We start from the raw sequence: 11,800 nt of genomic DNA, 5'->3' as shown, positions 1-11,800 counted from the left end.
GACGTCGACTTCATCGAGGGACTGTCCCCGGCGGTCTCGATCGACCAGAAGTCGACCAACCGCAACCCGCGCTCGACGGTGGGGACCATCACCGAGGTCTACGACTACCTCCGGCTGCTGTTCGCCCGTGCCGGGCACCCCCACTGCCCCGTGTGCGGCGAGCCCGTCGGCCGCCAGAGCCCGCAGCAGATCGTCGACCAGCTGCTCGCCCTGCCCGAGCGCACGCGCTTCCAGGTGCTGGCTCCCGTGGTCCAGGGCCGCAAGGGCGAGTTCGTGGACCTGTTCGCCGAGCTGCAGACCAAGGGCTTCTCCCGCGCGCGGGTGGACGGCGAGACCGTGTCGCTGACCGAGCCGCCGACGCTGGAGAAGCAGCGCAAGCACACCATCGAGGTGGTGGTCGACCGCCTGGTCGCCAAGGGTGACGACAGCACCAGCAAGCGGCGGCTCACCGACTCCGTCGAGACGGCCCTGCGACTGACGGGCGGCATCCTGATCGTGGACTTCGTCGACGTCAAGGGCGGCGACGTCGACGACGACGGCCAGGCCCTCCCGCAGCAGCGGCGGTTCTCCGAGAAGATGGCCTGCCCCAACAACCACCCCCTGTCCATCGACGAGGTGGAGCCCCGGTCCTTCTCGTTCAACTCCCCGTTCGGCGCCTGCCCCAAGTGCACCGGCCTGGGCACCGAGCTCGAGGTGGACCCGGACCTGCTGATCCCCGACGACGAGCTGAGCATCCGCGACGGCGCCATCGCCCCGTGGGCCCAGGGCTCCGGCGCCCAGGACTACTTCCTGCGCGTCATCGACGCGCTGGCCAAGGACCTGTCGTTCAGCCTGGACGCGCCCTGGCGATCCCTGCCCGAGCGCGCCAAGGAGGCGCTGCTGCACGGGCAGGACTACAAGGTCCACGTCAAGTACCGCAACCGCTACGGCCGGGACCGGTCCTACACCACCGGCTTCGAGGGCGTAGTGCCGTTCGTGCGGCGGCGGCACGCCGAGACGGAGTCCGAGTGGTCGCGCGAGCGCTACGAGGGCTACATGCGCGAGATCCCGTGCCCGGCCTGCAACGGAGCGCGCCTCAAGCCGGAGATCCTGTCGATCCTCCTCGGCGGCCGGTCGATCGCCGAGGTGTGCGCCCTGTCCATCGACGAGTGCGCGGCCTTCCTGCGCGACGTGGAGCTCACGGCCCGCGAGCAGCAGATCGCCGAGCGGGTGATCAAGGAGATCCACGCGCGGCTCGGCTTCCTGCTCGACGTCGGCCTCGACTACCTCTCGCTGGACCGTCCGGCCGGCACGCTGTCCGGCGGCGAGGCGCAGCGGATCCGCCTCGCGACGCAGATCGGGTCCGGGCTGGTGGGTGTGCTCTACGTCCTCGACGAGCCCTCCATCGGCCTGCACCAGCGGGACAACCACCGGCTGATCGAGACGCTGACCCGGTTGCGGGACCTCGGCAACACGCTGATCGTCGTCGAGCACGACGAGGACACCATCGCCACCGCGGACTGGGTCGTCGACATCGGCCCGGGCGCCGGCGAGCACGGCGGGCACGTCGTCCACAGCGGGTCGGTGGCCGACCTGCTCACCAACGACGAGTCCCTCACCGGGCGCTACCTGTCGGGCCGTCGCGAGATCCCCATGCCGGCCGTCCGCCGCCCGCAGGAGCCGGGACGCGAGGTGTCCGTCGTCGGCGCCAAGGAGCACAACCTGCACGGCGTGGACGTGTCCTTCCCGCTGGGCAACCTCGTCGCGGTGACCGGCGTGTCCGGCTCGGGCAAGTCGACCCTGGTCAACGACATCCTCTACACCGTGCTCGCCAACAAGCTCAACGGTGCCCGTCAGGTGCCCGGGCGGCACCGCACGGTGACGGGTCTGGAGCACCTCGACAAGGTCGTCCACGTGGACCAGTCGCCGATCGGCCGCACGCCGCGCTCCAACCCGGCGACCTACACCGGGGTGTTCGACCACATGCGCAAGCTCTTCGCGCAGACCACCGAGGCCAAGATCCGCGGCTACCAGCCGGGACGGTTCTCGTTCAACGTCAAGGGCGGTCGCTGCGACAACTGCAACGGCGACGGCACCATCAAGATCGAGATGAACTTCCTCCCGGACGTCTACGTCCCCTGCGAGGTGTGCCACGGCGCCCGCTACAACCGCGAGACGCTCGAGGTGCACTACAAGGGCAAGACGATCGCCGACGTGCTGGACATGCCCATCGAGGAGGCGTCCACCTTCTTCGAGGCCGTGCCGGCGATCTCCCGCCACCTCAAGACCCTGGTCGAGGTGGGCCTCGGCTATGTCCGCCTCGGGCAGCCGGCCACCACGCTGTCGGGCGGCGAGGCGCAGCGCGTCAAGCTGGCCGCGGAGCTGCAGAAGCGCTCCTCGGGCCGCACCATTTACGTCCTCGACGAGCCGACCACGGGTCTGCACTTCGAGGACATCCGCAAGCTCCTGCTGGTGCTGCAGGGGCTGGTCGACAAGGGCAACACGGTCCTGGTGATCGAGCACAACCTCGACGTCATCAAGAACGCCGACTGGATCGTCGACATGGGGCCCGAGGGCGGCAACCGTGGTGGCACGGTCGTCGCGACCGGCACGCCCGAGCAGGTCGCCGAGGTGCCGGGCTCCTACACCGGTCGCTTCCTCGGGCCGGTGCTGGCCAAGACCACCGAGCGGTCCGACGTCTCCATGGCGGCGCCGGTGGAGCGGCCGGTCAAGGGTGCGGCCAAGAAGGCAGCCAAGGCCGCCCAGGCCGCCGCCAAGAAGGCCGCGGCGACGACCTCCGGCAAGGCGGCGTCCACGACCAAGGGCAAGGCAACCGCCAAGAAGGCCGCCGCCACGACGTCAGCACCGCGCAAGGCCGCAGCCCCGCGCTCCGCCTGACCCTCGCGCCGCTTCGGGACGAGGCTGGGGGTCACCTGGGTAGGCATACTCTGGGCGGGGCGTCGCGTCCTGGCCAGCATGTGCTTCATGGCCAGGTTCTTCGACCCCCAGTCCTGCCCCGTCTGCAGCGCCGACCTCCCCACCTCCGTCACCCGGTGTCCCGGGTGCCGCCTGCGGCTGACCCACCCGACGGTGGGCCGGCTCGCGTGGCTCCTCACGGAGGCGGACCGCACCAGAGGCGCCCTCATCGCCGACCCGACCGCCTTCTGCGCGGACGAGCACGTCGTGCCAACGGCGCCCGTCGCCCAGGCGGCCACGTCGGGTCAGGTGGCTGCTTCGGGTCAGGTGGCTGCTTCGGGTCCGGCGGCTGCTTCGGGACAGGTGGCTCATGCCGGCCTGGCCATGGCAGCTCCAGCCAGGCAGGGCGACCTCGCTCCAGGCTCGGAGCCCGTCGGTCACACCACCGTGCGCAGCACCCTCCTCCTGGTGGGGGGGCTGTGCCTGCTGGGTGCGGGCAGCGTCTTCGCCCTGGTCACGTGGATGCTCCTGCCGTGGCAGGCCCGCCTGGTGGTCATGCTGGGGCTCGCGGTGGGTGCCGTCGGGGCCGCGGCGGTCCTGCGTCGCCGCGACCTGCCCGGGTCGGCCGAGACGGCCGGTGCCCTGGCCATCGGCTTCCACCTCATCGGTGTGGCCGTCGCCGCGCCCCGCGCGTCGGAGCCACGGATCGTCCTGACCGTCGGGTTCGCCGCCCTGTGCCTGGTGGGCTGGTGGGTCCTGCGCCGGGGCCTGGCGCACGGGGTCCAGTGGCGCAGCGCGGACGCGGCCGGTGCGCTCGGGCTGAGTGGCCTGGGGCTGCTGCTGTCGGAGCAGGTGCACGGGCACGCGCCGTGGCTCGGAGCCCTCGCGGTCGTCGGCATCCCCGTGGTGGTGGCCGCGCTGGTGCGCCGCCCCGCCCTCCTGCGACGGTCACCGGCCACCGTCGGGGCCGCGTGCCTCGTCCTCGTCCTGGTCTCGTTCGGCACGATGGGGGAGGCCGTCGATGCGATGCGGGCCGAGCGCGTCACCGGCGCCGCCCTGCTGGTCGGATGGGCGCTGCCCTGGCTGGCGCTCGTGCTGCTGGTGGGTGCGCGCACCGCGGCCGGCCGAGCCACGCCGGACGGCCGGTCCACGGGGCCCGGCCGGTCCGTGGTGCCCGGTTGGTCCACGGTGCCCGGCTGGGCCAGGGTCGGTCTGGCCCTCGACGTGGCGGCCGGCATCGTCCTCGCCGGATGGTGGTTGTCGGCCACACGGCATCTCTCGCTCGCGGGGTGTGCCTGGACGTCGCTGGTCGTGGTCGCGGCGGTCGGTCTGACCGGGGCGGCCGTGATGCGACTGTCGGGTGACGGACGCAGCCTGCTCGCGATGGCGCCGGGGTTGGCCGTCGCCGCGAGCGCCGTCGCGCCGGGTCTCGCGGTCGGGCTCTGGCGGGCCGCGCGTCCCGTCCCCGAGCCGGGCTCGCTGGTCTGGACCTGGCCCGCGTCGGCACTGGCGCTGACCGCGATCGTCATCGTCTCTGGCGCGTTCCGTGGCGGGCGCGTCGATCTGCCGCGCCTCGTCGGGCTCAGCCCGGCGACCCCGGTCCTCGCGGCGCTGGTCGTGCCGTGGTGCGCCCACAGTGCCGCCTCGAGCGGGGGCTGGGCCACCGGGTGGGACGCAGGGTGGGCCACCGGATGGGTCCCGTCCGTCGGCGCCGCTGTCGTGGCGGCGGTCGTCGTGGCGGGTGGCGCGCTCCACGCCCGACGCTCCGCCCCCGATCCCTCCGCCATCGTCTGGTGGGGAGCAGCGCTGGCCCTGACCCGAGGTGACACCGAGCAGCTGGTGGCGGTGCTGCTGGTCGGCGCGGCAGGCTGCGCCGCCTGGTCCGCCATGCGGCGGCGGCGAGCCCTGGGCATGGTGGCGACCGGTCAGCTGCTCGTGGCCTGCTGGCTGCTGCTGGCGCGGGCCGACGTCACCACGCCGGAGGCCTACACGCTGGTGGCCGCGTGCTGCCTCGGCGCCTGGGCGCTGCCGGAGACGCTCACGCTCCGCACCCCGTCGATGCCGGCCTTCCCGGCCCTGGTGATGGCCCTCGCGCCCACGACGATGATGGGCGTCGTCGACACGACCTCGGTGCGGGCGCTGGTCGGCATCGTCGCCGCCGTCGCCCTGACCGCCCTCGGCGCTGCTCGCCGGAGGGCGGCCCACCTCTACGTCGGTGCCCTGGCCGCGGGGGCGCTCGCCCTGGCCCTGTGCGCACCGGTCGTCAGCCTGCTGCCGCCGTGGCTGCCCCTGGCCGTCGGTGGCGCCGTCCTCGTCGCGCTCGGCGTGACCTGGGAGGCCCGTCTCGCCGAGCTGCGGAGGGTGAGGTCCTATGCCGCTGCGCTGCGGTGAGCGCCGTCACCCGATGAGCACGTCGTCCATCTGGTCCATGGCCTGGCGGGTGCCGTCCTCGACCCCCATGTCGAGGACCTGCTGCAGGCCCTCCTGGCTGGCGAAGGTCGTCACGGCGGTCAGCGTCGTGCGCCCCGCCTCCTCCGCGAGCGAGATGCGCATCAACGAGCTCGGCAGAGAGGTGGACGGGTTGCCCTCGGCGTCGGCGAAGCCGTCCTCGACGACGAGGAGCTGCGGCTGCTGCACCTCCCGCACCGACCAGTAGCCGTGGTACTTCTCGCCCTCCGGCCCGGTCATGACGTAGCGCACGGCACCTCCCGGGACGAGCGAGTGCTCCGTGACGGTCGTGGGGTGGCTTGGCGGCCCCCACCAGCGCTCCAGCATGCGGGGGTCGGCATACAGCTCCCACACGGCGTCGACGGGCGCGTCGAAGGACGCGGTCACCGTGATGGTGCGCGCCTGCAGGTCCTTGGTGATGTCGGTGACGGTCATGACGACTCCTTGCTGTCGTGAGGGGCGTGCTGAGCGTGTGCGTCCTGGGCGAGGATCTCGCCCATCCGGTCGATCCTGCCGCGCCAGGTCTCCTCGAGCGCCTCCAGCGCCGCCCTGGCGGTCCTGAGCGTCTGCACGTCGGCGCTGACGAGCTGCTCCCGCCCTCGCCGGGTCTTGGTGACCAGGCCGGCTGACTGCAGCGCCGCCACGTGCTTCTGGACGGCGGCGAAGCTCATGGGGTAGTCGCGGGCCAGCTCCGAGACCGAGCAGGGAGCGGCGAGGGTGCGGCTCACGATGTCGCGGCGGGTGCTGTCGGCCAGCGCGCGCAGGACGCGGTCCGTGGCTGCGTCGGCGGAGGCCGCGCCCGCAGGTGCCTGCGTCAGGGGGCCCACGGGTCAGCGCCGGACGTCGGCGACGATCTTGGTGATCCCGTTCCGATAGGTCTGGGACTCCACGACCTCGAGGGGCTGCTTGTCCTTGTCGGTGTCGCTGAACAGTCGCTTGCCCGCACCGAGGAGGACCGGGAACACCAGCAGGTGGTAGCGGTCGACCAGGCCGGCGTCGGCGAGGCCGTGCCCGAGGGTCGCGCTGCCGTGGACGATGATCGGGCCGCCGTCGGACTCCTTGAGGGCGGCCACCTCGTCGAGCGAGCGCAGGATCGTGGCGGGCCAGCGGGGGTCCTCCTGCTCTAGCGTCGTGGACACGACGTAGCGCGGCATCGCGTTGTAGCCGGGGAACTCCTCGGTCATGGACGGCCACACCGGGGCGAACGCCTCGTAGCTCGTGCGACCGACGAGCAGGGCGCCGGCCTCCTCCTGCTCGCGCCCCTTGAGCTCGTAGGCGGCGGGGTCGAGCTCGATGTCCTTGAAGGTCCAGCCGCTGCTGCGGTGACCGGGCTCGCCACCCGGGGCCTCCATGACACCGTCGAGGGACATGAACGCGGTGACGATGATGGGGCGCACGGCTTCTCCTCAGATATACAACAGAATGGTTGTACGTTACGCCCGGCCGGACCGGTACCGCAAGGGTCGAGCGGGTTCCGCGCGCGATGGCCCGGGTCCAGACTGGGGGAGGGCGCACCGGCATACGGCTGGGCACCCGACGAGAGGGGCACCACCATGCAAGGAGTCACCCCGGTCTTCTGGTTCGACGGCGACGCGGTGGACGCCGCCCGGCTGTGGACGTCCGTCATCCCCAACTCACGCATCCTCACCGACATCCCCTATCCCCAGGACGGCGGCAAGGGGGAGCCGGGGTCGGTCATGGTGGTGGAGTTCGAGCTCGACGGCAGGCCGTATGCCGGGCTCAACGGCGGACCTCAGTTCCCCTTCAGCGAGTGCGTCTCCCTCCAGGTCGTCTGCGATGACCAGGCCGAGGTCGATCGCGTCTGGGAGGCGCTGCTCGTGGGCGGGCAGGAGTCGCAGTGCGGCTGGCTGAAGGACCGGTTCGGGTTCAGCTGGCAGGTCGTGCCGCGCCGGCTCTTCGAGCTGTTCTCCTCGCCCGACCCGCAGGTGGTGTCGCGGGTCAACGCCGCCATGATGACCATGGTGCGCCTCGACGTCGCCGCGCTCGAGGCGGCGGCTGCGGGGTGACAGCACGGCGGTGGGCCCCGACCCCCGGGTCGTGCGGGGTCGGAGCCCACCGTCAGCAGACGCCGTCAGCGGCCACGGTCTCCGCAACGGTGCGGTCACTCCTCCCCGAGGTAGGCCTTGCGCACCTCGTCCGAGGACAGGAGCTCTGTGCCGGTGCCGCGCAGGACGATCTTGCCGACCTCGAGGACGTAGCCGACGTCGGAGATCTTGAGCGCCGCGTTGGCGTTCTGCTCGACCAGCAGGATGGTCGTGCCTTGGGCCTTGAGGGTCTGCACCGTCGACATGATCTTCTTCATCATGAGCGGCGACAGCCCCATCGACGGCTCGTCGAGCAGCATCAGGCGGGGGCGGGACATCATCGCGCGTCCCATCGCCAGCATCTGCTGCTCGCCGCCGGAGAAGGTCCCGGCCGGCTGGGCGCGGCGCTCCCGCAGGATCGGGAACAGCTCGAAGGCCGCCTCCAGGTCCTGCTTGACCGCGGGGGAGCCGTCTCTGCGGGCGAAGGCGCCCAGCATGAGGTTCTCCTCGACCGTCATGCGGGGGAAGATACGGCGACCCTCCGGCGACTGGGCCAGGCCCAGCGTGACGATCTTGTGCGCCGGGACGTCGTCGATCCGCTTGCCCTCGAAGGAGATCGAGCCGCGGGCGGGTCGCAGCAGCCCGGAGATGGTCCGCAGCGTGGTCGTCTTGCCGGCGCCGTTGGTGCCGATCAGCGACACGACCTGACCCTCCTCGACGTCGAACGAGATGCCCTTGACGGCCTCGATCTTGCCGTAGGCGACCCGCAGGTCCTTTACCTCGAGCATGCTCATCGGCCCTCCTCCTTGTCGGCGTGGAGCTCGTTGCCGATCTCGGCGTCGAGCTCGGCGTCCGACTCGTCCGTGTCCGGGCTCCCGATGTAGGCCTCGATGACCCGCGGGTCGGACTGGACGACCGAGGGCGCGCCCTCGACCAGCGCCTCGCCGCGGACCAGGCAGAGCACCCGGTCGCAGAGGGTGAAGATGAAGCGCATGTCGTGCTCGATGACCACGACCGCCATCCCGTTGTCGCGGATCCGGAAGATGAGCTGCTGCGCCTGCTCGGTCTCGCGCGGGTTCATGCCGGCCGTCGGCTCGTCGAGCAGCACCACCTTGGGGTCCGTGGCCAGGGCCCGGGCGATCTCGAGGCGGCGCTGGTCGCCATACGGCAGGTTGCGGGCCAGCAGCTCGGCCGAGCCGCCCAGTCCCACGAACTCCAGCAGCTCCTGGGCCCGCTCGCGGGTCTCGCGCTCCTCGCGGCGGTACTTCGGGCCGCGCACGATGGAGGTGAACGGGCCCGCCGAGGTGCGGCAGAACCGACCCACCATGACGTTCTCGAGGGCGGTCATGTTGCCGAAGAGGCGGATGTTCTGGAAGGTGCGGGCCATCCCCTCCTTGACGACCAGGCCGGGCTTCGGCGGAATCTCCTTGCCCGACAGCGCGACCCGGCCCTCGGTGGGCTTGTAGAGCCCGGTCAGGCAGTTGAAGAAGGTCGTCTTGCCGGCGCCGTTGGGGCCGATGAGACCCATGATCTCGCCCTCGCGGACGACCATGTCGACCTGGTTGACGGCCGTGAGGCCACCGAAGCGCATGGTGACGCCGCGGGCCTCCAGCAGGACGGCTCCGCCGGGGGTGGGCGCGCCCGAGGGCTGGTCGCCCGGGCGCTCGTCGACTCGCGTGCTCATGACACCTTCTCCACGTGAACGTGCTGGACCTCGTCGGCCAGCTCTTCGTCCTCCTCGTGGAACTCCAGCTGCCGACGCTTGTTGGCGACCAGGCCCTCGGGCCGGAAGCGCATCATCAGCACGAGCAGGAGCCCGAACATCAGGAGGCGGTACTCGCTGAAGAACCGGAGCTTCTCGGGCAGCAGCTTGAGCACCACGGCACCGAGCAGGACGCCGCCGATGGTCCCCATGCCGCCGAGGACGACGGCGGCGAGCAGGAAGGCGGACTCGAGGAACTGGTACTGGTCCGGGGTGACGGACTGGTCGTGGTGGGCCTTGACCGTGCCGGCGAGGCCGGCCAGGAACGCGCCGCCGGCGAAGGCCAGCAGCTTGAGCCCGAACACGTTGACGCCCATGGCCTCGGCGGCCTTCTCGTCCTCGCGGATCGCGATCCACCCACGTCCGATGCGGCTGTCGTTGAGGCGGCTGAACACCAGGGTGATCAGGCCGATCAGCAGCAGCAGCAGGAAGTAGTAGTTGGCGAACCGGGGGATGTCCACGCCGAAGATGTTGTGCGTGGTGCCGAAGTTGAAGCCGAAGAACTCCAGGTCGGGGATGGCGGGGATGCCGTTGGGCCCGCGCGTGAGGTTGGGCCCGTGGGTGCCGTCGAGGTTGTTCATCGCCAGGCGGAAGATCTCGCCGAACGCCAGCGTGACGATCGCCAGGTAGTCGCCCGACACCCGGAGGGTGGGGGCGCCGATGATCAGGCCCATGACGGCCGAGAAGCAGGCGCCGATCAGGACGACGACCAGGAACGGCGGGTGCCACCCGATCGTCGCGAAGGTGGACTCCGAGAGCATCGCCGCGACGTAGGCACCGGCGCCGAGGAAGGCGATGTAGCCCAGGTCGAGCAGGCCGGCCAGACCCACCACGATGTTCAGGCCGATCGCGGTGGCGGCGAAGATGATGACCTGGGTCGCGATGGACATGTTGGCGTTGGACCCACCCTGCGTGAACGGGAAGGCGAACGCCGCCATGAAGGTCGCCAGGAGCAGGACCCGGCTGTGGTGCGCCGCGACGACCGAGAGCCAGTCGAAGAACCCGCCGCCGGACAGGCCGGCTCCGGCCGCGAAGACGAAGGTCAGGAACAGCACGAACACCCAGGCGTCCTCGATGCCGAGGCCGTAGGCGGCGCCGAAGAGCACCAGCGCGACGAGCGCCACGATGATGAGGATCTCGACCCAGCCGGCGAAGCGCTGGTGCGGCTCGGCCCGAGCCTTGTGCACCGGCAGCAGGAAGCCGGCGGCGGCGATCAGGGCGGCGCCCACCACGCCGATCCACAGGCCGGGGTCGGCGGCGGCGATCAGGGCCGGGTCGGAGGTGGCGACCCCGGCGAGCACCAGCAGCATGAACACCAGGGCGCCGGCGCCGAGGCGCTTCAGCCCCGACGGCGAGCCGAGGCGCCGGCCCAGGCGTGCTAGGGGCCCCTTGCGGACCAGGGTCATGAACAGCGCGAGCAGGCCGAGGGCGATCGCCATCAGCTGCACCGGCGCGGGGTAGCCCGCGATGGTCACGTTGCCCAGCAGGGCCGGGTCGTAGGTCCAGGGCAGGAAGGCGCTGGCGATCAGCAGGAGGGACCCGACGATGCCGACGATCCACGCACGGGTCAGTCGGGGCTCGAGGTCCGCCGGAGTGGCGGCGGCCCCGCGTCGCGACATACGGGCGTCGCCCGAGGGAGAGGTGACGGTGCTCATGCCCGGTCCACCACCCGAGCGCCCATGATGCCCTGGGGGCGGAAGACGAGGAACACGATGAGGAGCCCGAAGGCCCACACGTCCTTCCAGTCGGAGGGGAACAGGTTGGTGGCGAAGGCCTCGACGATGCCGAGGGCGATCCCACCGACGACGGCGCCCTGGATGTTGCCGATACCTCCGAGCACGGCGGCGGTGAACGCCTTGAGGCCGTAGAGGAAGCCCATGCGGAAGCCGATGGTGCCGTCCTGCAGCCCCTGGGCGACGCCGGCGATGGCCGCCAGCGCCGCGCCGAGCGCGAAGGACACGACGATGATGCGGTCGACGTCGACGCCCATGAGGCGGGCGGTGTCAGGGTCCTGGGAGACGGCCTGCATGCCGCGACCGGTGCGGGTGCGGTTGACGAACCACCACAGGAAGGCGGCCGAGACCAGCAGGGACGCGATCGTGAACAGCGCAGGACGCGCGAGGCTGACGCCGCCGAAGGTCCAGGCCGCGCCGGTCACGCCCTCGATCTGCGGGAACGAGATCTTGGACTTGGCGCTGGGGAACTCGAGCGGGTTCCAGTCGACGAAGAGCCCGGGTCGGTCGTAGAAGAGGCGGACGGCCTCCTGCAGGAGGACCGAGATGCCGATGGCGGTGATGAGCGGGGCGAGCCGGGGCGCGTTGCGCAGCGGCCGGTAGGCCACGCGCTCCATCAGGACCGCCGTCAGGACCGAGGCGAGGATGGCGCCGATGATCAGGACGGGCAGGATCCAGATCGAGGTCTGGCCCTTGAACAGCAGCAGGTAGGTCGACATGGCGCCGAACGCGCCGATCATGAAGACCTCGCCGTGCGCGAAGTTGATGAGCTGGACGATGCCGTAGACGACGGTGTAGCCGACGGCGATCAGGGCGTAGAGGGAACCGAGGGTCACTCCGTCCACCAGGTACTGCAGGAAATGCATGCGGGCACCTTCGATCGAGTGATGACAGGGGTTGGAGGCGGGGAGGGTTGG

The 11,800-nt window shown here is 71.3% G+C and carries 10 protein-coding genes; 3 read left to right on the top strand and 7 right to left on the bottom strand.

The window, feature by feature from the left end; genetic code table 11:
- Both uvrA and B2P18_RS10785 read left to right on the top strand, forming a co-directional pair.
- The coding region (uvrA, locus tag B2P18_RS10790; RefSeq protein ID WP_286959015.1) for an excinuclease ABC subunit UvrA at positions 1 to 2,877 on the top strand (2,877 nt) is incomplete at its 5' end.
- Positions 2,878 to 2,964: 87 nt separating this feature from the next.
- Complete coding sequence (locus B2P18_RS10785; RefSeq protein WP_286959009.1) at positions 2,965 to 5,286, top strand: SCO7613 C-terminal domain-containing membrane protein; 2,322 nt, start codon at positions 2,965 to 2,967, stop codon at positions 5,284 to 5,286.
- 6 nt (positions 5,287 to 5,292) lie between these two features.
- Here the strand turns inward: B2P18_RS10785 and B2P18_RS10780 are convergent, their stop codons facing one another.
- From B2P18_RS10780 to B2P18_RS10770, 3 genes are read right to left on the bottom strand one after another with little or no spacing between them, the layout of a single operon-like run.
- Positions 5,293 to 5,778, bottom strand: a complete 486-nt coding sequence (locus tag B2P18_RS10780) for an SRPBCC family protein (protein WP_286959005.1) — start codon at positions 5,776 to 5,778, stop codon at positions 5,293 to 5,295.
- The gene (locus B2P18_RS10775) at positions 5,775 to 6,170 is read right to left on the bottom strand and encodes an ArsR/SmtB family transcription factor (protein ID WP_376783670.1); all 396 of its coding nucleotides are present in this window, start codon (positions 6,168 to 6,170) and stop codon (positions 5,775 to 5,777) included. The genes B2P18_RS10780 and B2P18_RS10775 overlap by 4 nt, the downstream gene beginning before the upstream one ends.
- Positions 6,171 to 6,173: 3 nt before the next feature.
- Complete coding sequence (locus tag B2P18_RS10770) at positions 6,174 to 6,740, bottom strand: dihydrofolate reductase family protein (protein WP_239263561.1); 567 nt, start codon at positions 6,738 to 6,740, stop codon at positions 6,174 to 6,176.
- Between the two features lie 156 nt (positions 6,741 to 6,896).
- Here B2P18_RS10770 and B2P18_RS10765 point away from each other — a divergent pair, with 156 nt between their 5' ends.
- Positions 6,897 to 7,370 (top strand): VOC family protein, encoded by a 474-nt coding sequence (locus tag B2P18_RS10765; protein ID WP_239263563.1) that lies wholly within the window; start codon positions 6,897 to 6,899, stop codon positions 7,368 to 7,370.
- A gap of 95 nt (positions 7,371 to 7,465) precedes the next feature.
- Here B2P18_RS10765 and B2P18_RS10760 read toward each other — a convergent pair whose 3' ends face one another.
- The 4 genes from B2P18_RS10760 to B2P18_RS10745 are packed head-to-tail and all read right to left on the bottom strand — an operon-like array spanning position 7,466 to position 11,749.
- Entirely contained in the window at positions 7,466 to 8,176 is a 711-nt protein-coding gene (locus tag B2P18_RS10760; protein ID WP_275442271.1) for an ABC transporter ATP-binding protein, read from the bottom strand.
- 2 nt (positions 8,177 to 8,178) lie between these two features.
- Positions 8,179 to 9,072, bottom strand: a complete 894-nt coding sequence (locus B2P18_RS10755; RefSeq protein WP_019286040.1) for an ABC transporter ATP-binding protein — start codon at positions 9,070 to 9,072, stop codon at positions 8,179 to 8,181.
- Positions 9,069 to 10,805, bottom strand: a complete 1,737-nt coding sequence (locus B2P18_RS10750; RefSeq protein WP_286958978.1) for a branched-chain amino acid ABC transporter permease — start codon at positions 10,803 to 10,805, stop codon at positions 9,069 to 9,071. The genes B2P18_RS10755 and B2P18_RS10750 overlap by 4 nt, the downstream gene beginning before the upstream one ends.
- Positions 10,802 to 11,749 (bottom strand): branched-chain amino acid ABC transporter permease, encoded by a 948-nt coding sequence (locus B2P18_RS10745; protein WP_286958974.1) that lies wholly within the window; start codon positions 11,747 to 11,749, stop codon positions 10,802 to 10,804. Before B2P18_RS10745 ends, B2P18_RS10750 begins: the two co-directional genes overlap by 4 nt.
- Positions 11,750 to 11,800 lie beyond the last annotated feature (51 nt).

This window comes from Arsenicicoccus sp. UBA2120, from assembly GCF_002330965.1.
GTDB lineage: Bacteria > Actinomycetota > Actinomycetes > Actinomycetales > Dermatophilaceae > Arsenicicoccus > Arsenicicoccus bolidensis.
The sequence above is the reverse complement of the archived record's forward strand: the minus strand, read 5'-3'. Positions and strand labels throughout refer to the sequence as shown.

What these genes read in the sequence shown, in the direction of transcription:
- B2P18_RS10785 (WP_286959009.1), top strand. Translation starts at nt 2,965, where the DNA reads ATGGCCAGGTTCTTCGACCCCCAGTCCTGCCCCGTCTGCAGCGCCGAC.
- B2P18_RS10780 (WP_286959005.1), bottom strand. Translation starts at nt 5,778, where the DNA reads ATGACCGTCACCGACATCACCAAGGACCTGCAGGCGCGCACCATCACG.
- B2P18_RS10765 (WP_239263563.1), top strand. Translation starts at nt 6,897, where the DNA reads ATGCAAGGAGTCACCCCGGTCTTCTGGTTCGACGGCGACGCGGTGGAC.
- B2P18_RS10760 (WP_275442271.1), bottom strand. Translation starts at nt 8,176, where the DNA reads ATGCTCGAGGTAAAGGACCTGCGGGTCGCCTACGGCAAGATCGAGGCC.
- B2P18_RS10755 (WP_019286040.1), bottom strand. Translation starts at nt 9,072, where the DNA reads ATGAGCACGCGAGTCGACGAGCGCCCGGGCGACCAGCCCTCGGGCGCG.
- B2P18_RS10750 (WP_286958978.1), bottom strand. Translation starts at nt 10,805, where the DNA reads ATGAGCACCGTCACCTCTCCCTCGGGCGACGCCCGTATGTCGCGACGC.
- B2P18_RS10745 (WP_286958974.1), bottom strand. Translation starts at nt 11,749, where the DNA reads ATGCATTTCCTGCAGTACCTGGTGGACGGAGTGACCCTCGGTTCCCTC.